We start from the raw sequence: 22,962 nt of genomic DNA on the forward strand, positions 1-22,962 counted from the left end.
CGAGGCGGTGTGTTGCATCGCAGCAACGCCCGTTCAGAAATTTTTAATGCGGATCGACAGCGTCGAAACCGCCCCCTCAGGCGAGGTTGATCTCGCGCAGGCGCTGCATGAGGAAATCATGCGCGGTGATCGGCGGCGGCGGGGGATTCGCGGCGCCTTCCTCGATGCATTCGGGGAGCGGCTCGATCAGGAAATCGGGCCGGAAATGGAGGAAGAACGGCATCGAGTAGCGCGCCCGCCGCGCCGCATCGCCGCGCGGGTTCACGACCCGGTGCGTGGTCGAGCGCAGGCGCCCGTTGGTCTGCCGGTCGAGCATGTCGCCGATGTTGATCACCAGCGCGCCCTCGGCGGCCGGGATCGGCAGCCATTTGCCCTGCTTGGTGAGCAGTTCCAGCCCCGCCTCCTCGGCGCCGAGCAGCAAGGTGATGGTGTTGATGTCCTCGTGCCCCGCAGCGCGCACCGCGCCTTCGGGCGCACTCTCCCCGAGCGGCGGGTAGTGCAGCAGGCGCATCACCGAATTGCCGTCCGTGACCGAGGCCGCGAAGAAGTCGCGCGGGCGGCCGAGGTGCAGCGCGATCGCTTCGAGCACCCGCCCGCCGGCGGTCTCGAAGGCGTCGAACAGCGCGCTCATCGTCTCGCGGAAGCCCTCGACCTCGGCGGGCCAGACGTTGGGGGGCATGTATTCGGCGAGCGGGTGGCCCTCGGGCAAGGTGCGGCCGACGTGCCAGAACTCCTTGAGGTCGAACACCTCGGCGTCCTTGGCCTTCTCGGTGCCGAACGGCGTGTAGCCGCGCGCGCCGCCGTTGCCCGCGATCCGGTAGCGGCGCTTGACCTCCTCGGGCAGCGCGAAGAAGGCCTTCGAGGCCGCCTCGGCGCGGTCGATCAGGTCCTGCGGGATGCCGTGGTCGCGCACCACCGCGAAGCCGTATTCCCCGAAGCTGCGGCCGAGTTCGTCGGCGATGGTCTCGAGCGGCTGGGCGAGGCTGACGGATGCGATGTCGATCATGCGCGCGCCCTTACACCCGGCCGGGCGAGCCGCCAAGCGTCAGAGCGGCAAAAACAGGCTCGCCAACGCCGCGCTCATCAGGTTGGCGAGGCTCCCGGCGGCGAGCGCCTTGAGGCCGAGCTTGGCGATCACCGGGCGCTGGTTGGGCGCAAGCCCGCCGGTCACCGCCATCTGGATCGCGATCGACGAGAAGTTGGCGAAACCGCACAAGGCAAAGGTGACGATCGCGCGGCTGCGGTCGGTCAGCTCGCCGGCGGTCAGCTGGCCGAGGTCGATGAAGGCGACGAATTCGTTGAGCACGATCTTGGTGCCGAACAGCCCGCCCGCGATCTGCGCCTGCTGCCAGTCGGAGATGCCGATCAGGAACATGACCGGCGCGAAGATGTATCCTAGCAGCTCCTGGAAGCTGAGCTTTTGCAGCCATGCTGCGACTTCGGGATCGAAGGGCGTGCCGAGCTGCGCGGCAAGGCCCACGAGCCCGCCGCCGATCCCGGCGAGCATCCCGTTGGCGAGCGCGACCAGCGCGACGAACACCATCACCATCGCGCCGACCGCGACCGCGAGCTTGACCCCGGTCTGGGTGCCCTGCGCGGCGGCCTCGATGATGTTGGCGGGGCGCTGGCCCTCCTCGAAGGTCTCGGCCGCGCTCACCTCGTCGGCCTTGCCGCCGCCCTCGACCAGCGCCGCGGGGCCGACCGCGCTGATGCGCGCCTGGGGGAGTTCGACCTCCTCGCCGTTCTCGTCGTACATGACGACGCGGGTCGCCTCGGTGAGCGACTGGGTCTTGCGCGCGCGGGCCGCGGCGGCGGCGGCGATGGCGTGATCGCGGCCGATTGCCTCGGGCACGTCGGGCATGATGATCTTGGCCATCAGGATCCCGCCGGGCGCCGACATGAAGGCCGCCGCGAGCAGGAAGGGGACCGCCTCGGTGCCGATGAAGCTCGCATAGGCGGCGAGGATCGTCCCAGCGACGCCCGCCATGCCGACGCTCATCAGCGTGAACAGGCCCGAGGGGCTCAGCGCGGCGAGATAGGGGCGCACCACCAGCGGGCTTTCCGACTGGCCGACGAAGATGTTGGCGGCCGCACCCAGCGCCTCGACCTTGCTGATGCCGGTGATCCAGCCGATCGCCCCGCCCACCCAGCGCACCAGCCGCTGCATGATCCCGAGATGGTAGAGGATCGAGACGATCGCGGCGAAGAACACGATCACCGGCAGCGCGGCGATGACGAAGGTGTTTGCAAAGGGGTTGCTCTCCATCGGCCCGAACACCGAGGTGATGCCGATCTTGGAGAAATCGAGCAGCGCGATCACGCCGGAGGACAGGCCCCCGATCACCGCGACCCCCGCCTCGCTGCGCAGCACGATCAGCGCCGTCACCGCCTGCAGCGCGAAGGCCGAGCCGACCACCCTGAGGTTGATGCGTTTGCGGGCCGAGGACAGCGCGACGGCGATGCCGAGAATGGCGGCCACGCCTGCAAGGCTCAGCAGGATGGACGTGATACTTGCGTTCACGGCAGCGAATGTCCCTCGATGGCAGAATGCGACCCGACCCGTGCACGGACCGGTTGGCCTCGCGCACGGCACGTCCGGGCGTGGCAGTTTGCGCTGGCACTTGCAAGCCGGTTGCGACGGCGCGCCGTGCGAAGCCCCGCAGGCATGGCACCGGTGACACAGTGCCGGCGGCGCTTTCCTTTTGCCCGCGCGCTGGCTAGCACCGCGGGCGATGGAAACGCCCGCAATCGCCAGCCTCGCCCCCAACCCCAACGCCCGGCAGGTCGCGATGCCGCTCGGGATGTTCGTCTTCACGCTGCTCTACGGCGGCATGACCGTGCTCGCCGGGGTGCTGGCGTTCAAGCAGGTGCAGCTGTGGCCCACCCAGCTCGCGGTCGAAAGCGGGATCTTTCCTTTCCTGCTGCTGGTGGTGATCTCGAGCACGCTCTCGCAGCTCTACGGGCGCGAGGCGGCCAAGCGGATCGTGTGGTGGGGCTTCCTGCCGCTGGGGCTCTCGGCGCTGCTGATGCAGCTGGTGCTGACCCTGCCCGCCTCCTCGGAGATGATCGCCTTCCGTCCCGAGGATTTCGCCGCCTTCGAGCGGGTGCACCATTCGACCTGGCGCGTGTGGATGGCGGGCCCGGCGAGCTACATCACCTCGCTGCTCCTCAACATCTGGATCTTCGACCGGCTGCGCGGGAGCGGCGACGGCGAGGGCACGCTCGGCCTGATGGTGCGCGGCGCGGTCGCCTCGGCATTGAGCCAGGCGGTGGATTCGGTGATCTTCATCACGCTCGCCTTCTACGGCGAGTTCGACATCACCGACCTGATGATCGGACAGGTGCTCGCCAAGGTGGTGCTGAGCCTGGTGCTGGTGCCCTTCCTCATCACCGGCGGCGTCAGGGCGGCGCGCTGGCTCGACGCGAGGAAGGCCGCCTAGGCTCCCGCCCCGCCTGCGCCACGGACCGGCGCGGGGAGCGGACCCGCGGTGCCGCTCGCCGAATTTCCTTCCCGCCGGGAGCGCGAAGGAGACGGGAATGCTGGCATCGATTCTCATGGGCCTCGTCGCCGGGCAGCGCGCGATGACGCCGCTTGCCGCGGTGGCGGCGGCTGCGGCGCGCGGAGAACTGCGGCAGGAGGGCGCCGCCGGACGCCTGCTCGGTCACCCGCTGGTGGCGGCAGGAGCCCTCGCGCTCGCGGCGGCCGAGATGGGGGGCGACAAGCTGAAGTCGGCGCCCGACCGGATCGTCCTGCCCGGCCTCGCGGCGCGCGTCGCGACGGCGACAGTCGCCGGAGCGGCGCTGGCACCGCGCGGTGAACGCAGGATGGCAGCGGCGCTCGCCGTGGCGACGGCGCTCGGCGCCTCGTGGCTCGGCTGGCGCGCGCGGCTCGCGGCGATCGAGCGCCACGGCCGCGTCCCGACCGGCTTCGCGGAGGACGCCCTGGCGCTCGGCTCGGCGGTCGCCATCATCCGCGCGGCCAGCCGCTAGCCCGCCGCCTCATTCGTGCCGCAGCGCGTCGATCGGGTCGAGCTTCGAGGCGCGGCTCGCGGGGTAGTAGCCGAACACGATCCCCATGCCTGCAGCGAACAGGAAGCTGACGATGTTGATCACGGGATCGAAAACGAACGGCACGTCGATCAGCGTCGCGATGCCGATCGAGGCGCCGAAGCCGAGCGCGATCCCCGCGAGCCCTCCCAGCGCGCAGAGCACCACCGCCTCGGTCAGGAACTGGAGCCGCACCTCGCGCGCCAATGCGCCGATCGCGAGACGGATGCCGATCTCGCGGGTGCGCTCGGTCACCGAGACGAGCATGATGTTCATGATCCCGATGCCCCCGACGAGCAGGCTGATCGAGGCGATCACCGCCACCATCGCGGTCAGCGCGCCGGTCGCCGAGCTCAGCGCCTGGTTGACCTGCGCGGTGTCGATCACGTTGAAGTCGTTGGGGGTGCTCCCCTGAAGCAGCCGCCGCTCCCGCAGCAGGTCGACGAGCGAGGCCTGGATCACAGCCGGGGCGTAGGTCGGGTCATACTTGACCACGAAATACTCGAGGTCGTCATTGCCCTTGAAGCGCCGCTGCACGGTCTTCAGCGGCATATAGACGGCATTGTCGTCGTCCACCCCGCCGCCGCCTTGCCCACGTTCCTGGATCTCTCCGACCACGGTGCACGAGACGTCGCCGAGCCGCATCCGCGCGCCCAGCGGGCTCGCGTCCCTCGGGAAAATCGCGGCGCGCACCTTCACGCCGAGCAGGCAGACGTTATTGCCCGCAAGCTCCTCTTCGCCGGTGAAGCCGCGCCCGCGCTCGATCTTGAGGCCCTGCGCGCGGAAGAAAGCGTTCTCGACCCCCTGCACCCGCGTGTCCCAGTCCTGCCCGTTGTAGAAGGCGGTGGTGCTCGCCGACACGCTCCCTGCAGCGATCTCGACCCCGGCGATCTGCTGGCCGACGATGCGCACGTCCTCGGCGTCGAAGGGGCGGATCGTGCCGCGGTCGGTGCGCACCGGGAAGACGATGAAGTTGCTCGCGCCCAGCGAGGAGATCTCGTTCTGCACCGAGGCGGTGACCCCGTTGCCGAGCGTCACCATCGTCACCACCGCGGCGACCCCGATGATGATCCCGAGCGTGGTCAGGATCGAGCGCAGGATGTGCCGCCGGATCTCGCGCAGCGCGAGCAGCAGGGTCGAGCCGAGCATCAGGCGGGCACTCCCGCCTTGCGGTCGATCCGCTCGACAAGGCCGTCGCGGAAGCGGACGATGGTCCCGGCATAGGCCGCCATGTCCTCCTCGTGGGTGACCATCAGGATGGTGATACCCTCGCCGTTCAGCCGCCGCAGCAGCTCCATGATCTCGACCGAGCGTTCGGAATCGAGGTTGCCGGTCGGCTCGTCGGCGAGCAGCACGTCGGGGCCGGTCACCAGCGCCCGCGCGATGGCGACGCGCTGCTGCTGGCCGCCCGACATTTCCGCCGGGGTGTGCGAGGCCCAGGGCACCAGCCCCACCTGCTCGAGCGCCCGCATCGCCGCCTCGCGCCGCTCGCCCTTCTTCTGCCCGCGGTAGAGCAGCGGCAGCTCGACATTCTCGAGCGCCGAGGTGCGTGCGAGCAGGTTGAAGCCCTGAAACACGAAGCCGAGGTAGCGGCGCCGCAGCAGGCTCCGCTGGTCGCGGTCCATCTTCTGCACCTCGACCCCGCGGAACCGGAACACCCCGCCCGTGGGCACGTCGAGGCAGCCGAGGATGTTCATCATCGTCGACTTGCCCGAGCCCGAAGGGCCCATGATCGCGACGAACTCGCCGCGCGCAATGGTGAGGTCGACGCCCTTCAGCGCCTGGAAGGCGGCCGCCCCGCTGCCGAAGGTCTTGGTGATCCCCTTCAGCTCGATGAGCGGTTCGCCCGTCATTGTGCCGCGGCCTTGACCCCGGTGACGACCTTCATGCCGGCCTTGAGGTCCTTCGAGCGGACCACGGTCAGACGCCCGTCGCTGCGCCCGGTGACGACGTCGATCGCGCGCAGCGTGCCGTCGGCCTGAAGCACCTGCACCTGCTGGCGGCTGCCCTCGCCGATGGTCGCCTTCTGCTCCTGTTCCTCGAGTCCGATCTTGGGCTGGAACACCCCGCCCTCCTCCTTGGCCTTCTCTTCGGGGCGGAAGCGCAGCGCGGCGTTGGGGACGAGCAGCGCGGGGCCGGTGTTCTGCGTCTCGATGGTCGCGGTCGCGGTCATGCCGGGGCGGAGCAGTCCTTCGGGGTTCTGAACGTCCAGCCGCGCCTCGTAGCTGACCACCGAGGCGCCCGCCCCCGCCGCGGCCGCAGCGCCGCCGGTCCCCGAGCCCTCGACGGTGTTCTTCGAGGCAAGGTCGACCCGCTCGAGCACCGCCGGGAAGCGCCGCCCGGGATAGGCGTCGACGGTGAAGGTCGCCTGCTGGCCGGGCTTGACCTGGCCGACGTCCGCCTCGTCGATCGCGACGCGCAGCTGCATCTCGGAGAGGTCCTCGGCGATCACGAACAAGGTCACGGTGTTGAAGCTCGCGACCACGGTCTGCCCCGGCTCGACCCGCCGCGCGAGCACCACGCCGGTGACGGGCGCGCGGATCACCGCGCGGCTGCGGGTGGTGAGGTTCGCCTTGAGCGAGGCTTCCGCCGCATCGATGTTGGCCCGCGCCGAGGCGAGCGTCGCCTTGTCGCGCTCGACCGCCGCGGCCGCCTGTTCGAGCTCGATCTGCGAGGGCACCCGACCGCCCGACAGGCGCCGCACCTCCTCGAGCCGCTTGAGCTGGACGGTGTCGATGTTGAAGGTCGCCAGCGCCTGCCCGAGCGCGGCGCGCGCGGCGTTGAGGTTGGCGCGCGACTGGGCGATCTGCTGGTCGATGATCTCGGTGTTGATGACGGCGATCACCTGGCCCTTGGTGACCCGGTCGTTGACGTCGACCAGCACGGAATCGAGCGGGCCGGTCACCTCCGCGCCGACCTCGACCTGATTGGTCGGGCGCAGGTTCCCGGTCGCGGTGACCGACAGCGCGAGCGACGCCTGGGTCACGCCCTCGGTGATGTATTCGGGCCTGGGGTCCTCGGCGGTGCAGCGGGCGACGAGCAGCACCACCACCAGCAGGAGGAGACCGGGCAGCCAGTACTTCATCCACCGCCGCCAGCGGGGCACGGGCTTCGTCCCGAGGAATTCGTCCACGCCCGGCGCCTCTGCCGGATTGCTCGCTTCGCTCACCTGGAACCTTCCCCTGCCGTCATGTCTGCGTTTGTCGGAGCGGCGATCGCCGCCCCCTCGGGCACCGACCACCCGCCGCCCATCGCCCGGGCGAGCGCGATGAACGCCTGCGCCCGCGCGCCCTCGGCACTCACCAGCGCGGTACGGGCGGAGAGCAGCTGGCTCTCGGTCACGAGCAGCGTCTGGAAGTCGATCAGCCCCGCCTGGTACTGGCTGCGCGCGAGGATCGCGGCGTTCTGCGCGCCCTCGCTCGCCTCGGTCAGCGCCGCGACCCGCGCGTCGCCGGTGTCGAGATCGACCGCCGCGCTCTCGACCTCCTCGAGCGCGGTGAGGATGCTCTGCCGCCACGCCGCGAGCGAGCCGTCGGCATTGGCGCGCGCGGCGTCGATCTGGCCGCGCACCCGCCCGCCGTCGAAAATCAGCTGCGAGATGCCGGCGAAGACGCTGCCGGTGACGATGTCGAACAGGTCGCCGACGTCGGTCGCGCCGGTGTTGAGGCTGCCGGTGAGCCGCACCAGCGGATAGAGCTGCGCGCGGGCGACGCCGACCCGGTCGAGGTCGGCCGCGAGCCGCGCCTCGGCGGCGCTCACGTCAGGGCGGCGGCGCAGCAGGTCGGCGGGCGCGGCGAGCGCGACGCGGCTCGGCGGGACGGGCACGGCGCGCGGGTCATCGGCAAGGGCGCGGTAAACCCGCCCCGGCGGCTCGCCGATCAGCGTCGAGATCGCGTTGGCGACCGTGACGAGGTTGCTCTCGAGCTGCGGGATCGAGGCCGCGGTCTGCGCCCGCTGGGTGCGCGCCTGCTCGACGTCGAGGCTGGCGACGAGCCCCGCCTGGTTGCGCCAGCGCGCGATCTGAAGGTTGTCGTCCTGGTTGGCGAGCGTGTCGCGGGCGATCGCGAGCTGCGCGGCGAGCGAGCGGGCGGTGACGATCTGGGTCGCGACCTGCGCGACGATCACGCGCTGGAGGTCGCCAAGCGAATAGCCCGCCGCCTGGAGATCACCGCGTGCCGCATCGCGCGAGGCGTCGATCCGGCCGAACAGGTCGGCCTCCCACTGGATGTCGGCACCGAGCGAGAACTGCACGCCCTCGCGCCGCAGGTCGCCAACGTCGCGCTGCGCGCCGCCGCTGCCCGAGATCGTCGGCAGGAACCCCGCCTCGGCCTGCCGCAGCCCGGCGCGCGCGACCCTGAGGCGCGCGGCAGCCTGGGCGATGTCGAGGTTCTGATCCTGCGCCCTGGCGACGAATTCCTCGACCAGCGGATCGCCGAGCATCGTCCAGTAGCGATCGAGCGGGACCTCGGTGTCGCCCGGCCGGGCGACCGCCCACTGGTCGGGCAGGGGCTGGACGCTCGCCATCGGAGGCGGATCGCTCGCGAGGCTCGTGCATCCCGCAAGCCCGAGTGCGGCGGCCATCGCGAGGAGGCTTGCAGGGCGCCGCGCCGCGACGCGCAATCCTGCCGCTGGTCTCAACACACGTTTGCGCCCCCTTGTCCGTCCGACTTTGGACCCCCGCACCGGCAATGTGGCCGAAGCGCGGGATGTCAGGCGCCTTCTAGCACTTGCGCACGGCGCGGCAACGCGCGTTCGTCGGACGCGCTGCCGCCGTCATCGATACCCACAGAAAATCCGCCCCGCCCGTGAAGAGGCGGGGCGTCAGTCGGGGCCTGGTCAGAACCGCACTTGGACGGTAGCTCTGGCGCCGTGGTCTGTGACGGTGTCGCCGATGAGGCCTGTATAGCCGACGGCGATGGAGAGGTTCTTGCCGAGGGCGAGGGTGGCGTCGAGGCGGGCGGCGAGCGCGGTCTTGTCGATCTGGGTGCCCGCAATCGCGAAGGCCGAGGCGGGGGCCGCGGCGAGCGCGAGGCTCGCTTCGGGGTCGCGGTCGCCGAGCTGGTGGCGCGCGGCGAGCGTGCCGGCGAGCTTCAGGCTCTTGCCGACCTCGACCACCCCGTCGATCCCGCCCGTCACCGTGCCGGTCGAGTAGCTCTGCTTGCGCATCACCAGCGCCGCCGGCCCGCCGACCTCGGTCAGCGCGTCGAGCTTGAAGCTGCCGATCGTCCCGTTGACGAAGGGCCGGATCTGGCTCTTGCCCGAGCCGAAGCTGTAGGACAGCTCGGCGAAGGCCTGGCGCGCGGTGCCCTCGGTCTTGCCCACGTCGGTCTCGGCAAAGCCCGGCAGCGCGATGTCGCGGAACGCCCGCAGGTCGACGTCGGCGAGGTAGCCGCCCACCGCGATCCCGAGCCTCCCCGAGTTGAACGCCCCGTAGACGCCGCCGCCCGACTGGCTGACCTCGGCCCGCGAGACGCGCGCCGCGACCGTGACGTCGCTCTGCACGTGCATCCCGAAGGCCCCGAGGCGCCAGCTGCCGGTGTCGTTGCCGCCGCCGAAGTCGATCCCGGTGATGAACCCGGTGCGATCGCTCTCGAAGCTCGCGGCATTGCCGTCGCTGTCACCATCGCCCCAGCCGCCGAACAGCTGGCCCCAGGCGCCGAAGCGCTTGGCGGTCGCCCCGTCGGCGCGCGCATCGGCCGCAACCGAGGCGATCCGCCCGAGCACCGCTTCCTTGAACAGCCGCTCCTGCTCGATCCCCACGCCCGCCGCGGTCGCATAGACCTCGCCCGAGAGCTGGTCGAAGGCGCCGGGAAGCTGGGCATTGGGCAGGATGTAGATGTTGAACAGCGGCTGCGGGTTGTAGCCGGCGGTCACCGCGGTATCGATGCGGGTCACCACCGAGCGCTGGTTGGGCGTGAGCGGGGTGTTGCCGACGATGTTGGTGAGCAGGTTCGGCGCGAAGCGCAGCCGCACCTGGGTGCCGGTGTAGACCAGCTCGGGCCGGTAGATGATCCCGAACCCGGCGAGCCCGGCGGCGTTCGCGAAGGTCCCGGTCCGCCCGCCGTCGGCCTGCAGCAGCAGGTACTCGCTGCCAAAGGCGTAGGCATTGGCGCCCGAGAGGTTGATGAAGGAGGCATTGCCGGCGAGCGAGGCGGTGCCGGTCGCAAGGATGCGGTCCCACGGGGCGCTCGCGGCGATCTCGTAGACCACGTTGCTGCCCGCCGCGAGGCTGACATTGCCGTTGACCGTCAGCGTGCCCGGGCTGGTGCCCGGCGCGATCGTGCTGCCGCTCTGCGCGACCAGCCCGCCGATGATCCCGGTGCCCGACAGGGTCGTGCCGGTCTGCACCGTCACCACCGAGCGCCGGAGGTCGCCGTTGACCCGCAGTTCCCCGCCGACGACGAAGCTGCCGCCGGTGAAGGTGCTGGAGTTGCCGGTCAGGGTGAGGAGGCCCGCCCCGGTCTTCTCGAAGCGGCCATTGCCAAGCAGTGCGCCGGCATAGGTGCCGGCCGTGCCTTGCGCGAACTCGAGCACGCCCGGGGCGTCGATCTGGATCGCGCCCTGCAGCGCGGTGGTGTTGCCCACCAGGCGGCCATTGGTGACCAGCGTGCCCCCGCTGTAGGTGTTCGCCCCGGTCAGCGTGGTCGTGCCGGTGCCGATCTGCGCGAACATCCCCGTGCCCGAGATCACGCCCGCGAAGGTGTAGGCATCCGAGCGGTTGACGATCAGCATGCCGTTGTTGAGCACCGGACCGACGATCGCGCCCGAGGTCCCGCCGTCACCCAGCTGCAGCGCGCCGCCGCTGATGGTGGTGCCCCCGCTGTAGGTGTTGGCGCCGGTCAGGGTGAACCGCCCGGTGCCGACCTTCACGAGGCTGCCCGTGCCGCCGATCACCCCGCTGAACAGCGTGTTGGTGTTGAGCCCGCCGGTGGTCAGCACCGCGCTGCCGAGCGTGATGCTCCCCGCGCCCGCCACCGAGCCCACCGTGGTGTTGAACCCGGCAAGGTCGAAGGTGCCCGCCGCGGTCTGGCTGAAGGCGGTGATCCCGGTGGTGGTCCCGGTCAGCGTGAGCGAGCCCGCGTTGGTCACGAAGCCGTTGACCGCCCCCTGGACCCGCGCCGTGCCGGTGTTCTCGAGGCCCGTGCCGATCGTGCCCGTAGAGGTGAGGGTCCCGGCGTTGCTCGCCCCGCCCGCGATCGTCCCGCCGTTGGTCGCGGTGCCGGTCGCATTGTTGAACAGCGCGCCGGTCACCGTGCCGGTGCTGGTGTTGGTGAAGCTGCCCGCGTTGGTGACGTTGCCGCCGATCGTGCCGCTGTTGCTCGCCGTGCCGCTCGCATTGTTGACGAGCGAGCCCGCCACCGTGCCGGTGTTGGTGAAGCTCGCAGTGTTGGTGACGCTGCCGCCGACGCTGCCGGCATTGGTGAAGGTCGCGTCATTGGTCACCGAGCCCGCGATCGCCCCGCTCGCGGTCACCGCCAGCGTGCCCGCGCTCACCGTGGTGAGGCCGGTGTAGGTGTTGACGCCGGTGAGCGTGAAGGTCCCCGTCCCGACCTTGGTGAGGCGGCCGCCCGCCCCGGCGATCACCCCGCCGAAGGTGGTCGAGGCGTTGTTGCCGCCGAGCGTCAGGAGCCCTGCGCCGAGGTTCACCGTGCCCGCCCCGGCAAGGCTGCCGAAGACAGTGTCGAACCCGCCGAGGTTGAACACCCCGCCCGCCCCTTGCGTCACCGCGCCGATCCCGGTGGTGGTGCCCACCAGCGTGATCGTCCCGTCGTTGCCGATCGGACCGTTCAGCGCGCCCGCCAGCTGGGCGGTGCCGCCCGTCTGGTTGGTCAGCGTGCCGTTGACGGTCCCCAGCGAGACCAGGCTGCCGGCGTTGGCGATGTTGCCCGCATTGAGCGTGCCCGCGGCCACCACCCCGAAGGTCGCGCCCGCGCGGTTGGTCACCGTGCCCGCCGTGGTCAGCGTGCCGCCGATCAGCACCCCGCCGGTCGGGAACGTGCTCGCATTGTCGAGGCCCGTCAGACCCGTCCAGGTCACCCCGGCCAGCACCTGCACCGTGCCCGTGCCGGTGTTGGTGAGGAACCCGTCGCTCGACAGGTTGCCGTCGACCGTCAGCGCGCCCGCATTGCCGATCGCCCCGTTGAGCGTGCCCTGCACGAAGGCCGTGCCGCTCGCGGTGTTGGTCAGCCCGCCCAGCAGCGAACCCGACGAGACAAGCCCCCCGGCATTGGTCACCAGGCCCACGACCGTGCCGCCGTTGGTGAAGCTGTCGTTGTTGAGCACCGTCCCGCCCAGCGTCCCGCCGTTGGTGAGGATCGCGTTGTTGACGACATTGCCCGCAAGACTGCCGGTCACCGCCAGGATGCCCCCGTCGACCGTCGTCAGCCCCGTATAGGTGTTCGCGCCCGAGAGCGTCTGCGTGCCCGCGCCCACCTTGGTCAGGCCGCCGTCGCCAGAGATCACCCCGGCAAAGTCCGCACTCGTCCCGTCAGTGCCGACCGTCAGCAGCCCGCTGCCCAGCGTAACCGTCCCGCCCCCCGCAAGACTGCCGACGCTCGAGGCGAAGCCCTCGAGCCGGAAGCTGCCGACAGCGCCATTGGTGAAGCGCCCGGCAAAGGTGCTGTCGCCAAACAGCACGATCTCGCCATTGTTGAGCGTCGCACCCTCGATCCGCCCGAAGATCGAGGCGAAGCTGGTGGTGGCAAGATTGGTGAAGTCCCCGAAAATCCGGCTCCCCGCCGGCGTGTCCCCACCCAGCGCAAAGCTCGCATTGTTCACCACCGAGCCCGCAAGGCTCCCGTTGAACACCGTCAGGAACCCGCCATCAACCTGCGTCAGACCAGTGTAAAGCTGGTCGCCGAACAACGTCTGCTGGCTCGTCCCAACCTTCGTAACCCCGCCGCTCCCCGAAATCACACCGAAGAAACCGTAAAAACCCCCAGCCGTGCCAATCGTCAAAGTGCCAGAGCCGAGCGTCACGGTCCCACCGCCTCCGAGACCCCCCACGCTCGCATCGAAGCCCTCGAGCCGGAAGCTGCCGGTGATGCCGTTGGTGAAGGTCCGCGCGAAGATGCTGTCGCCGAGCAGCACGATCTCGCCGTTGTTGAGCGTCTCGCCCTCGATCCGCCCCCTGATCGAGGCGAAGCTGGTGGCGGCAAGGTTGGTGAAGTCCCCCGCGATCCGGCTGCCCGCGGCGGTGTCGCCGCCGATCGAGACGCTCGCATTATTGACCAGCGAGCCCGCGAGGCTGCCGTTGAACAGCGTGAAGAACCCGCCTTCGACCCGGGTAAGGCCGGTGTAGAGCTGCTCGCCGAACAGCGTCTGCTGGCTGCCGCCGGTCTTGGTCACCCCGCCGCTGCCCGAGATCGTGCCGAAGAAGCCCTGCGACCCGCTCGCCCCGTTGAGAGTCAGCGTTCCGGAGCCAAGCAGCACCGCCCCGTCGCCCGCCAGCAGCGCGATCGCCGCGTCGTTGCCCGCGAGGTCGAAACTCGCGTTTGCGGTCTGGGTGAACACCCCGTCGCCCGAGAGCGCGCCGGTCAGCGTGATCGTGCCGGTCCCCTCGTTGCTGATCCCGCCGTTGACGGTGCCCGCGAGCTGGGCCGATCCGGAGTTGGTCAACCCGCCCGCGATCGTGCCGGTCGAGACCAGCGTCGCGGCATTGTTCACCCCGCCGCGGATCGTGCCCTGGTTGACGAGCGTCCCGCCGATCACCGCGGTCGGGCCGGTGTAGGTGTTGTCGCCCGAGAGGGTGAGGGTGCCCGCGCCGCTCTTGGTCAGAGAGCCGTTGCCGGTGATGATCGCCGCGATCGTCGCGCCCACGCCGTCCGCGGTGCTGATGCCGGTCGGGCCGGCGAGTTCGAGCCGCGAGGCCGCATCGCCGCCGACGATGGTGTAGCCGTCGGTCACGAAATCGAGGCCGACCGGGGCGACGGTCTCGCCCGCCGCGATGGTCACGGTCCCACCGCTCGCGCCGCCGAACACCGCGAGGCTGCCGTTGCCCGCCCACGGCCCGCTCACCGTGCCCGCAGCGTTGGCGAAGTTGCCGCCCGAAAGGCTCCAGGTGCCGCTGCCGCCGACCAGCGCGCCGCTCGGCACGGTCGTCGAGCCGTTCCAGTGGACGAGGTCCGAGGCGGTCGCGACGTTGAGCAGCACCGTGCCGGTCCCCAGCGCAAGGTTGCCGAAGAAGTCCCCGCCGAGCGGGTTCAGCGTCATGTTGCCGAGCGCGCCCGCGAGCGAGCCATATTCGAACAGTGTGTATTGCCCGCCCGAGAAGCCTGCACCGCGCACGATGTCGATGGTGCCGCCGTTGAGGGTCAGGAGCCCCGTCACCCGCACCAGGTCGTTGTTCGCGCCGCCCGCGACCCCCGCCTCGCCGAGCTCGAAGATCGCCGTCGACCCGGCGTTGAGGGTCAGCGAGGGCATGGTCAGCGTGCCGGGGCTCTGCCCGGCGGCGAGGATGCCGCCCTCGTTGATCGACACCGACCCGAGCAGGGTGCCGGTCCCGCCGAGCGAACCGCCGTTGATGTTGATCGCGCCGCCGAGCGTGCCATTCACCACCAGCTGCCCGCCCGACACCGTGACGGTGCCGATGAAGCCGCTGGCGTCGCCGGTGTAGGTCGTGGTCCCCGTGCCGCGCTGCTCGATGGTGCCGTTGCCGGCGATGAGATTGCCGAGCGTCAGCGCGTCCGAGCGGTCGAAGACCAGCCCGCCGCTCACGAACACCGTGCCGGTTCCGAGCGTCCCGCTCGTCCCGCCGTCGCCGATCCGCAGCGTGCCCGCGTCGATGAAGGTGGAGCCGATGTAGGTGTTCGTGCCGGTCAGCGTCAGCGTGCCCGCGCCGACCTTCTGCAAGGTGCCGGTGCCGCCGATGGCGTTCCCCACCATGATGTCGTCCGAGCGGTTGAAGATCAGCGTCCCGCGATTGGTGACGCTGCCGGTGCCGAGCGTCCCGCTCGTCCCGCCGTCGCCGATCCGCAGCGTGCCCGCGTCGATGAAGGTGGAGCCGGTGTAGGTGCTCGTGCCGGTCAGCGTCAGCGTGCCCGCGCCGAGCTTCTGCAAGGTGCCGGTGCCGCCGATGGCGTTCCCCACCGTGATGTCGTCCGAGCGGTTGAAGATCAGCGTCCCGCGGTTGGTGACGTTCCCGCTACCGAGCGTCCCGGTCGTGCCGCCATTGCCGATCTGCAACTGGTTGCCGCCCGCGATGTCGGTCGCGCCGTAGGTGTTGGTGCCGGTCAGCACCAGCCGGCCAACGCCGCCCACGACATTGAGCTGCCCGCCCGAGAGCGTACCGGTCAAGGTGGTGGGGCTTGCGATGCTGAAGGGATCGATCCGCGATCCCGCGCCGCCGCCGAGCACGATGTCGTTGGCGAAGGTCAGGCCCGAGTTGAACACGAAGAGGGTCGTGCCCTCCGCCATGGTCAGCGTGCCGGTGCCGAGCGAGGCATTGTTGAAGACACTGATTCGGCCCTGCTGGAGATCGATCCCCCCGCTGAAGGTGTTGGCGCCCCGCAGCTCGAGCACGCCGGCTCCCAGCTTCGTCACCGATCCCGTGCCGCTGATGATGTTGCTGACGCCGAAGTCGTTCGAGCGGTTGAACACCAGCGAGGCGTTGTTGACGACATTGCCGGTGCCGAGCGTGCCGGTTGTCCCGCCGTTCCCGATCTGGAGCGTGCCGCCGTTGATCGTGGTTACGCCGCCGTAGGTGTTGTTGCCGGTCAGCGTGAAGGTGCCGGTGCCCTGCTTCGTCAGCGACAAGCCGGCGTTGATGAGGTCGCCCGCATAGGTGGTCGAGGCGTTGTTGCCTCCGAGCGTCAGCGTCGCCGGCTCGAAGGCGTAGACAACGGTCCCAGCGTTGCCCGAAAGCGAGCCGATCGTCTCGTCGCGGGCAATCAGCATGGAACCGCCGTTGAGGGTGATCGAGGCGCTGTCGTCGATCGCGCTGTTGGTTGGGCCACCCCCGTAGCTCAGTTGGAGATCGCCGTTGTTGACGATGACGTTCCCGGTGAAGCTGTTGACGGAGTTGAGCGCGAGCCGCCCGCTGCCATCCTTGACCAGCGTTCCGCTGCCGATGGCGATCCCGCCGTCGATGATGGTGATGCCGCTCCCGCCGAAGGTCAGCGTCTGCCCGTCGCCGAGGATGGCGCCGATCACCGAAAGGAAGCCGCTATCGGCGTTGATCCGGCTGTCGCCTGCCAGCGTAATGGTGTTGAAGAGGAACGAGTTGCCCCCGAGGTGGCGGATCGCGCCCGCGCCGCCCACCCCGCTGCCGGTGATCGTGATGGCGTCGGAGGTCGATTCCCCTGCCGCCGCAAGGGCGAGGGTCGCACCGTCGAGCACCCGCGTCCCGTCGCTGTTGGATCCCAGCGCGCTGCTGCTTGCGATGAGCAGCGTGCCGGCCCTGACGACGGTTTCGCCGGCATAGGTGTTCGCGCCGCTCAGGGTCACTGTGCCGGATGTCGTCTTGTCGAGGCCGATAGATCCCGCCAAGGCAGCCGAAATGTTGCCGGAGCGGACGTCGAAGTCCAAATTTGCCGTCAGAGTGTAGGAGCCGGTGATCGACCCCCCGGCCAGCGTGACGCGGCCAACCTCGCGGTCGGACAGCAGCTCCAGCGTGCCGCCATCGACCAGCAGGCTCGCGACTGAAACGCCGGTGCCGCCGAGGCGGAGCGTACCGTTGGACACCTGATAAGTCCCGATGAACTGGTGCGCCCCGTCGAGCTGGAGAACGAGCTCGTCTGCCAAGAGACGAAAGGTGCCGGCGCCAATCAGCGTGGCGGTGCTGGTCGCCGTGAAGGGCGTGCCCACCCCGGTCAGCGTCAGGGTCCGCCCGTTCAGGTCCAGCACCCCGGTGTCGCCGCCAACCAGCGCGCCGATCGACTCGCTGTCGAGCAGCCTCACGGTGGCCGCATCGATCGCCAGAATGTTCTGAATCCCGATGGCGTTGCCGCCTTGCAACTGCAAGGTGCCCTGGTTCACCTCGATGCGGCGCGCGCCCGTCGTGGTGTTCGCCCCGGCAAGGGTCAAGGTGCCGGCCCCCGACTTCACGAAGTATGGGCTGTTGAAGCCGCCATTGCCCGTGAGCGCGCCCGAGAAGGTGCCATCGACCGATTGATTGACGGTCAACTGCGTCCCGTTCCCGAAGTTGATCGTCCCGCCCCGGCCCGACAGCGAGCCGATCGTGTCCGAGCGGACCACATTCACCAGACCGCCATCGAGCGTGAAGGCAGCGGTGTCGGAGAAATCGGAATTGAAGCTTACTTCGACGGTCCCGCCGTTGATCGTCGTCGTGCCCGTGACAACCCCGTAATTGAAGAACCTTGCGTTGCCAGAGCTGAGGGGGGTGAAGAGCACGTTGCCACTGATGGTCGTCGTGTTGGAAAGAACCGCCTCGCGTCCCCGCACCTCGACATCGCCGTTCAGCTTGCCATTGGCTGAGATGATCAGTTGCGCGCTGTCCAGCAGCGTCGTCCTGATCGCGGTCAACTGCGCCCGCGCCACCAGAGACGCGCGATCCTGCAAGTCGAGAAAGCTCAGGTTGGCGGAATCGACCAGAAGTTCCACATTGTCCGTCTGGTCGAGGGTGACAGACCGGTTATTGGTGGGGACGCCATCAGGGTTCCAGTTCGCGGCGTCGGACCAATTCCGGGTGCCCGCACCCCCGTCCCAGTCCTGCGCCGCCGCTGGCGCGGACATCGCGAACAGCGCGGGCACAAGCGCAGTGGTGGCGAGCAGCTTGGCGCTGCGGCGGGTGGCGGCGGTGGTCATGGCTCTTCCCCTGAAATCACGTGCGTGACCGGCCCGGTCTGCGCCCCCGGGCATCTTCATGGGGCAGGTATTTATACGATGATCGGGCGGGGCGAGAGGCAATCCGTCTCACGCCATTTGGCAAATCGTCTCAAAGGCCTTCAGATCGCGCGATATTTCTCGCGGAACTCGCTCGGGCTCAGGCCCTCGTGGCGGCGGAAGGCGCGCGCGAAGGAGGCGCTGTCGTACCACCCGCAGCGCGCCGCCACGGTGCCAACCGGCAGCTCGGGCGCGCCCGCGAGGATCGCCTTGGCGCGCTTGATCCGCATCTGCGCGATCGCGTTGGAGACGCTCGTCCCCGCCTCGGCGAAGGCGCGGTAGAGTGTCGCGCGCGAGCAGCCGAGATGCGCCTGGAGCATCCGCGCGTCGAGCCCCGGGCGCCCGAGGTTCTGCTCGATCAGCCCGAGCGCCGCGCCCAGGAGGTCGGCGCGCTGGGAGCCGCGCAGCGGGTTGTGCGCCGTGGCGCTCTCGCAGGCGAACAGCGCGAGCTGCATCAGCTGGCCGAGCATGAAGTCGCGCTCGACCTCGTTGGCCGCGACCATGTGCCGCGCCGCGAGCAGCATCTGCGACTTGAGCACCTCGCCCATCGGCGAGCCGCCGAGCAGCGCGACCATCGCGGCCGGATCGGGAATGCGCTCGCCGATCCGTTGCTCGAGCTCGGCGCGGGGAACCGAGATCTGCACCGCGCGGTGATCGCTCCACGCCACGCGCGAGCTCCAGCGGTTGTCGAAGACGAAGAACTCGCCCGCGCGGCTGACCACCTCGCCCGCGCCCTCCTGCGCATAGGTGCGGCGGCCCGCGACCACCACGCCGATCGTGTAGGTCTCGCGGTCGTTGGCCCGATCGGCGGGCACGCCGCGCCCGCTCACCGCCTTGGAGCGGTAATGGAGCAGCTGCACCGGATCGGTGATGAGGCACTGGGTGCGCGCGCTGAACGCGCGCGCCGCGTCGGCGGGAAGGCTGTCGCCCTCGAAGCTGTAGTAGAGCAGCGTGCGCCACATCTCGTAGCGCGCGTGCTGCGGCATGGCATCGGTGGAGACGTCGAAATAGACCGGTGCCTTGGGCATCCCGAGATCGAGCGACCAGCGCACGGTTTCGGGCGACCAGGCCCAGTCGGTGGGCGACCAGGACCACAGCCCCGCTTCCTTCGCCGCACTCCAGAGTTCCCCCATGAACACTCCTGCCGACAGCCGCGCTCCGCTGGCGATTGCGCAGACTAGAGGCCAAAAGATGCAGCGCAAGGCCTCTCGGCGCTTCGGCGGCGCGAGCCGCGCGCGGCGCGCGGCGCGCGGGGCGGCGGGAGAGGAGAGGCGCGGTGGTGAGCCCGACAGGATTCGAACCTGTGACCCGCTGATTAAAAGTCAGCTGCTCTACCTACTGAGCTACGGGCCCACACGCTTGGGGTGGCGCGATGCCGCGCGAGCGGCGGGCGCGGGCTCACCTAGGCAGGGGGCGCGGGCGGGTCAAGCGGGCATGGGCCTGGGCAAGGGCGAGGCCGCTCTCCGGATCGCGCCAGCGGGGGGCGACCTCGCGCGCCGGGGCGAGGACGAAGCGGCGCTGCGCGAAGTGCGGGTGGGGAATCGCGAGGCCGTCCGCGCGCGCCCCGCTGCGCCACGCGCCGCCGCTCCACAGGATGATGTCGCAATCGAGCACCCGGTCGCCCCAGCGCCGTCCGCGGCGGCGGCCGAATGCGCGCTCCATCCGCTTGAGCGCCGCGAGCAGCGCGGTGGGTGCGAGCGCGCTGTCGAGCACCAGCGCGGCGTTGGCGAAGCGGCGGCGGGCGGCGCCCAGCGGGGCGCTGGCGATCACGCGCGAGCGGGCGGTGACGGTGCCGAGCGCGGCGCATTCCTCCATCGCCGCGCGCACCACGCCCTCCGGCGCGCCGTGGCGGTGATGCCGCCGGTTACTCCCCAGCGCGACGAGATAGGTGCTGCTCAAGCCGCCCCCGGCCTGCTCGCTCAGATGTGCCCGTCAGACATCTTGGGCGATCCGCCCATAGAGCTGCGGGCGGCGGTCGCGGAAGAAGCCCATGCCGGCACGGTGCCTCGCGGCGCGGGCGAGGTCGAGCCGCGCGGTCAGCACGCCCGTCTCCTCCTTGCCGTAGAGCGCGAGGTCGTCGCCCCACTCGTCGCAGATGAAGGAGTGGCCGTAGAAGCTCTGGGCCCGTTCGGCCGGACCCTCGTGGCCGATGCGGTTGGAGGCGACCACCGGCATGCAGTTCGAGACCGCATGGCCGAGCATCGCGCGGCGCCACATCCGGCTGGTGTCGAGGTCGGCGTCATAGGGCTCGGAGCCGATCGCGGTCGGATAGAGCAGCACCTCGGCGCCCAGCAAGGCCATGACCCGCGCGCATTCGGGATACCACTGGTCCCAGCAGATGCCGACGCCGACCTTGACAATGGCGCCGCCTTCGCCGGGCACGTCCCACACCTTGAACCCGTCGTTCCCGGGGCGGAAGTAGTACTTCTCCTCGTAGCCCGGGCCGTCGGGGATGTGGCTCTTGCGGTAGGTGCCCATGACCCGCCCGTCCGGGCCGATCATGGCGAGGGTGTTGTAGTAGTGGTGCCCGTCGCGCTCGAAGAAGCTGGTCGGGATCGTCACCTTCAGCTTCGCGGCGAGGTCCTGCATCGCGATCACGCTGGGGTGCTCGGCGGTCGGCCGGGCGAGGGCGAACAGCGCCTCGTCCTCCTCGCGGCAGAAATATTCGCCGGAGAAGAGCTCGGGCGGGAGGATCAGCTGCGCGCCTTGCGCGGCGGCCTCCTCGACCAGCGCGGCGACGGCGGCGATGTTGGCGGCCTCGTCCTGATCGGAAAGGGCGAGCTGGAGGGCGGCGACGGTGATGGCGGTCATGGGCGCGCCCCCTACAGCAAGACCCGGCGCGGGGAAACCTCCCGCCCGCGCCGGTGCGGCGAGCTACTTCGCCTTCTTGAACAGCAGCGTCATCCGGTCGCTCTCGCCGAGGCCCTTCAGGTCCTCGCGCTTGGTGGCGAGCACCGGGGGCATTTCCCAGACGCCCTCCTTGTGGTCGGCGGTATCCTTGGGGTTGGCGTTGATCTCGCTCGAGGCGACCAGCTCGAAGCCGTTCACCCGCATGAAGTCGATCACGTCCTTCTCGCGCAGGTAGCCCTTGGTGCCGTCGGCATAGGACCACGGCGCATCGGCGCGCGCGCGGTGCTGCTCGATGCCGATCAGCCCGTCGTCCTTGAGCAGCGCGCGCATCGCCTTGAGGTCGGTGTCGGCGGTGCCCGAGCGCCACATGTTGTGCATCGCGCGCATGATGAGAATGCGGTCGAAGGTGCCCTTCTGGCTCTCGATATCGTCGAGGGTGAGCCCGCTGAACCGCTCCGCCGGAAGGCCGGTGTAGCCCGCGACCTCCTTGCCGAAGCCCGCCGCGGTATCGCGGATGCGCTGCTGGCGGGCGGGATCGGGGGTGAAGGCGACCGGGTTCGCATAGAGCCCGACGAGCTGCCCCTGCCCGCCGAGGTAATGCCCGAGCAGGCGCGAATACCACCCGCCGCCGGGCGCATATTCGCCGACCTTCATGTCCTCGCCGACATGGAAGAAGGCGAGCGTCTCGGCCGGGTGGCGATACTTGTCGCGCGCCGAATCCTCCTTGCGGCTCGGGTGGTTGATCGCCCCCGACAGCGCCTCGCCGTGCATCTTGAGGAAGGTCGCGGTGTCCTTGATGTGCGCCTCGTCGACCTCCCCGGCGGCGGCGGCGTGGCCGGCATGGCCCGCGTGCTGCGCGAGCGCCGGCGCGGCGAGGGCGAGGCCGCTCGCGGCGGCGAGGGCGAGGATCGGCTTGGTCATCATGTAACTCTCCCGGGAACTTGAAAGAACCTGCGATTGCCGTGCTGGCAAAATCGGGCTGCTGGCCTATCTCTGGCACAAAGCAACGGAGAATTCGATGAGCAACATGGACACGGCGATCATTGCAGGCGGCTGCTTCTGGTGCACCGAGGCGGTGTTCCGCGACGTCGTCGGGGTGAGCGCGGTCGAGAGCGGCTATATCGGCGGCAACAAGCCGAATCCCACCTACAAGGAGGTCTGCACCGGGACGACCGGCCATGCCGAGGGCATCCGCGTGACCTTCGACCCGACCGTCATCACCCTCGCCGAGATCTACGACGTGTTCCTCGGCACGCACGACCCGACGCAGCTCAATCGCCAGGGCAACGACATCGGCACGCAATACCGCAGCGCGATCTTCCCGCTCTCCGAGGAGCAGGGCCGCGAGGCCGAGGCCGCGATCGCGCGCTGGAACGCGGAGAACGGCAAGACCGCGGTGACCACCATCGAGGGCCTCTCGGGCGGCGCGCAGACCGCGGCGTGGTATCCGGCCGAGGACTACCACCAGGAATACTGGGACGGCGAAGGCCAGCGCAATCCCTACTGCCTCGCGGTGATCCCGCCCAAGCTGATGAAGCTGCGCAAGTCGTTTCAGAAATATGTGAAGTAAGGGGGCTGAACCCTCACAACATCGTCGCCCCGTGCTTGACACGGGGCGACGATAATCGAGAGTTCACCGATATTTCCCCGCGGTGATGAACTTGCCGAAGGCCTCGCACCAGATTACCACCGTGTCGTAGTCCTCGATGTTCACGCCCGCGGGCACCTCGGTGATGAAGCCCTTGTAGCTCTTGATCGAGCCCAGTCGCACCGACTTGTCCTTGATCGCGCGGAAGCCCGCGTCGGTGTCGACATAGGAGGGCGCGAGGTAGATCTTGTAGTCCGGCCCCGGCGCGAGCTCGCCCTGGTGAACGATCCGATGCGGGGTGACGCTGATCGTGCCCGTGCCCCAGTGGAGCGCATCGCTGCCCGGCAGGTCCTTCTTGAACGTCGCGGTATAGGCCGCCGACTTCGCCGCCGCGGCAAGCTGCGAAGCCTCGGGCGCGCGCTCGGCGACGAGGATTGGGAGGTAGTAGACCCCGAGCCCGAACCCCACGCCCAGTGCGGCGAGGTGGGTGGCGGCGAGGAGGATGGTCTTCTTCATGTGCGCGGGTCTTTCGCGAGTGGTGTCGGGCACCTTTCGCGCGTCGGGGCGGTCCGGTTACCCACCGCTCTCGACTGATCGTCTGCCCGGGCTTGACCCGGGGCCCCGCTGCCTCAGCC

15 protein-coding genes and 1 tRNA gene are annotated in these 22,962 nt (G+C 69.8%); 3 read left to right on the forward strand and 13 right to left on the reverse strand.

Annotated features, from left to right (window positions below; genetic code table 11):
• Positions 1-76: 76 nt before the first annotated feature.
• Both ACLBKU_RS03900 and ACLBKU_RS03905 read right to left on the reverse strand, forming a co-directional pair.
• The gene (locus ACLBKU_RS03900) at positions 77-1,006 is read right to left on the reverse strand and encodes an isopenicillin N synthase family dioxygenase (RefSeq protein ID WP_410178220.1); all 930 of its coding nucleotides are present in this window, start codon (positions 1,004-1,006) and stop codon (positions 77-79) included.
• Between the two features lie 39 nt (positions 1,007-1,045).
• Positions 1,046-2,521 (reverse strand): NupC/NupG family nucleoside CNT transporter, encoded by a 1,476-nt coding sequence (locus ACLBKU_RS03905; RefSeq protein ID WP_410178221.1) that lies wholly within the window; start codon positions 2,519-2,521, stop codon positions 1,046-1,048.
• 211 nt (positions 2,522-2,732) lie between these two features.
• Here ACLBKU_RS03905 and ACLBKU_RS03910 point away from each other — a divergent pair, with 211 nt between their 5' ends.
• Both ACLBKU_RS03910 and ACLBKU_RS03915 read left to right on the forward strand, forming a co-directional pair.
• The gene (locus tag ACLBKU_RS03910) at positions 2,733-3,440 is read left to right on the forward strand and encodes a queuosine precursor transporter (RefSeq protein WP_410178222.1); all 708 of its coding nucleotides are present in this window, start codon (positions 2,733-2,735) and stop codon (positions 3,438-3,440) included.
• A gap of 97 nt (positions 3,441-3,537) precedes the next feature.
• Positions 3,538-3,990 (forward strand): DUF4126 domain-containing protein, encoded by a 453-nt coding sequence (locus tag ACLBKU_RS03915; RefSeq protein WP_410178223.1) that lies wholly within the window; start codon positions 3,538-3,540, stop codon positions 3,988-3,990.
• 9 nt (positions 3,991-3,999) lie between these two features.
• On the opposite strand, the gene ACLBKU_RS03920 is transcribed toward ACLBKU_RS03915, so the two are convergent.
• The 10 genes from ACLBKU_RS03920 to ACLBKU_RS03965 all read right to left on the reverse strand — a co-directional run bounded on the left by ACLBKU_RS03920 (position 4,000) and on the right by ACLBKU_RS03965 (position 21,663).
• Complete coding sequence (locus ACLBKU_RS03920; RefSeq protein WP_410178224.1) at positions 4,000-5,196, reverse strand: ABC transporter permease; 1,197 nt, start codon at positions 5,194-5,196, stop codon at positions 4,000-4,002.
• Positions 5,196-5,900 carry an ABC transporter ATP-binding protein gene (locus tag ACLBKU_RS03925; RefSeq protein ID WP_410178225.1) on the reverse strand — a complete coding sequence of 235 codons (705 nt, stop codon included), beginning with the start codon at positions 5,898-5,900 and terminating at the stop codon, positions 5,196-5,198. Before ACLBKU_RS03925 ends, ACLBKU_RS03920 begins: the two co-directional genes overlap by 1 nt.
• On the reverse strand, positions 5,897-7,216 hold the full coding sequence (locus ACLBKU_RS03930; protein WP_410178226.1) for an efflux RND transporter periplasmic adaptor subunit: 1,320 nt from the start codon (positions 7,214-7,216) through the stop codon (positions 5,897-5,899). The genes ACLBKU_RS03925 and ACLBKU_RS03930 overlap by 4 nt, the downstream gene beginning before the upstream one ends.
• Positions 7,213-8,628, reverse strand: a complete 1,416-nt coding sequence (locus ACLBKU_RS03935; RefSeq protein ID WP_410178227.1) for an efflux transporter outer membrane subunit — start codon at positions 8,626-8,628, stop codon at positions 7,213-7,215. Before ACLBKU_RS03935 ends, ACLBKU_RS03930 begins: the two co-directional genes overlap by 4 nt.
• 255 nt (positions 8,629-8,883) lie before the next feature.
• Positions 8,884-17,811 (reverse strand): autotransporter-associated beta strand repeat-containing protein, encoded by an 8,928-nt coding sequence (locus ACLBKU_RS03940; protein WP_410178228.1) that lies wholly within the window; start codon positions 17,809-17,811, stop codon positions 8,884-8,886.
• A 140-nt stretch (positions 17,812-17,951) separates the two neighbouring features.
• A complete protein-coding gene (locus tag ACLBKU_RS03945) occupies positions 17,952-19,022 on the reverse strand; it encodes a helix-turn-helix domain-containing protein (protein ID WP_410178229.1) in 1,071 nt (356 codons plus the stop codon).
• Between the two features lie 144 nt (positions 19,023-19,166).
• Positions 19,167-19,242, reverse strand: a tRNA-Lys gene (locus tag ACLBKU_RS03950).
• A 45-nt stretch (positions 19,243-19,287) separates the two neighbouring features.
• Positions 19,288-19,788 carry a 2-amino-4-hydroxy-6-hydroxymethyldihydropteridine diphosphokinase gene (gene folK / locus ACLBKU_RS03955; RefSeq protein ID WP_410178230.1) on the reverse strand — a complete coding sequence of 167 codons (501 nt, stop codon included), beginning with the start codon at positions 19,786-19,788 and terminating at the stop codon, positions 19,288-19,290.
• Positions 19,789-19,821: 33 nt separating this feature from the next.
• Positions 19,822-20,700: an N-carbamoylputrescine amidase gene (gene aguB / locus ACLBKU_RS03960; protein WP_410178231.1), complete on the reverse strand. Its 879-nt coding sequence runs from the start codon at positions 20,698-20,700 to the stop codon at positions 19,822-19,824.
• A gap of 63 nt (positions 20,701-20,763) precedes the next feature.
• Complete coding sequence (locus ACLBKU_RS03965; protein WP_410178232.1) at positions 20,764-21,663, reverse strand: class I SAM-dependent methyltransferase; 900 nt, start codon at positions 21,661-21,663, stop codon at positions 20,764-20,766.
• 103 nt (positions 21,664-21,766) lie between these two features.
• Here ACLBKU_RS03965 and msrA point away from each other — a divergent pair, with 103 nt between their 5' ends.
• Entirely contained in the window at positions 21,767-22,309 is a 543-nt protein-coding gene (msrA, locus tag ACLBKU_RS03970; protein WP_410178991.1) for a peptide-methionine (S)-S-oxide reductase MsrA, read from the forward strand.
• Between the two features lie 63 nt (positions 22,310-22,372).
• Here msrA and ACLBKU_RS03975 read toward each other — a convergent pair whose 3' ends face one another.
• Positions 22,373-22,843 carry a DM13 domain-containing protein gene (locus ACLBKU_RS03975; RefSeq protein WP_410178233.1) on the reverse strand — a complete coding sequence of 157 codons (471 nt, stop codon included), beginning with the start codon at positions 22,841-22,843 and terminating at the stop codon, positions 22,373-22,375.
• Positions 22,844-22,962 lie beyond the last annotated feature (119 nt).

It is taken from the genome of Erythrobacter sp. NE805, assembly GCF_046452355.1.
GTDB lineage: Bacteria > Pseudomonadota > Alphaproteobacteria > Sphingomonadales > Sphingomonadaceae > Erythrobacter.

Excerpts from the sequence above, each read along its gene's own strand:
- ACLBKU_RS03900 (WP_410178220.1), bottom strand. The coding sequence starts at position 1,006 with ATGATCGACATCGCATCCGTCAGCCTCGCCCAGCCGCTCGAGACCATC.
- ACLBKU_RS03910 (WP_410178222.1), top strand. The coding sequence starts at position 2,733 with ATGGAAACGCCCGCAATCGCCAGCCTCGCCCCCAACCCCAACGCCCGG.
- ACLBKU_RS03915 (WP_410178223.1), top strand. The coding sequence starts at position 3,538 with ATGCTGGCATCGATTCTCATGGGCCTCGTCGCCGGGCAGCGCGCGATG.
- ACLBKU_RS03920 (WP_410178224.1), bottom strand. The coding sequence starts at position 5,196 with ATGCTCGGCTCGACCCTGCTGCTCGCGCTGCGCGAGATCCGGCGGCAC.
- ACLBKU_RS03925 (WP_410178225.1), bottom strand. The coding sequence starts at position 5,900 with ATGACGGGCGAACCGCTCATCGAGCTGAAGGGGATCACCAAGACCTTC.
- ACLBKU_RS03935 (WP_410178227.1), bottom strand. The coding sequence starts at position 8,628 with ATGGCCGCCGCACTCGGGCTTGCGGGATGCACGAGCCTCGCGAGCGAT.
- ACLBKU_RS03940 (WP_410178228.1), bottom strand. The coding sequence starts at position 17,811 with ATGACCACCGCCGCCACCCGCCGCAGCGCCAAGCTGCTCGCCACCACT.
- ACLBKU_RS03945 (WP_410178229.1), bottom strand. The coding sequence starts at position 19,022 with ATGGGGGAACTCTGGAGTGCGGCGAAGGAAGCGGGGCTGTGGTCCTGG.
- aguB (WP_410178231.1), bottom strand. The coding sequence starts at position 20,700 with ATGACCGCCATCACCGTCGCCGCCCTCCAGCTCGCCCTTTCCGATCAG.
- ACLBKU_RS03965 (WP_410178232.1), bottom strand. The coding sequence starts at position 21,663 with ATGATGACCAAGCCGATCCTCGCCCTCGCCGCCGCGAGCGGCCTCGCC.
- msrA (WP_410178991.1), top strand. The coding sequence starts at position 21,767 with ATGGACACGGCGATCATTGCAGGCGGCTGCTTCTGGTGCACCGAGGCG.
- ACLBKU_RS03975 (WP_410178233.1), bottom strand. The coding sequence starts at position 22,843 with ATGAAGAAGACCATCCTCCTCGCCGCCACCCACCTCGCCGCACTGGGC.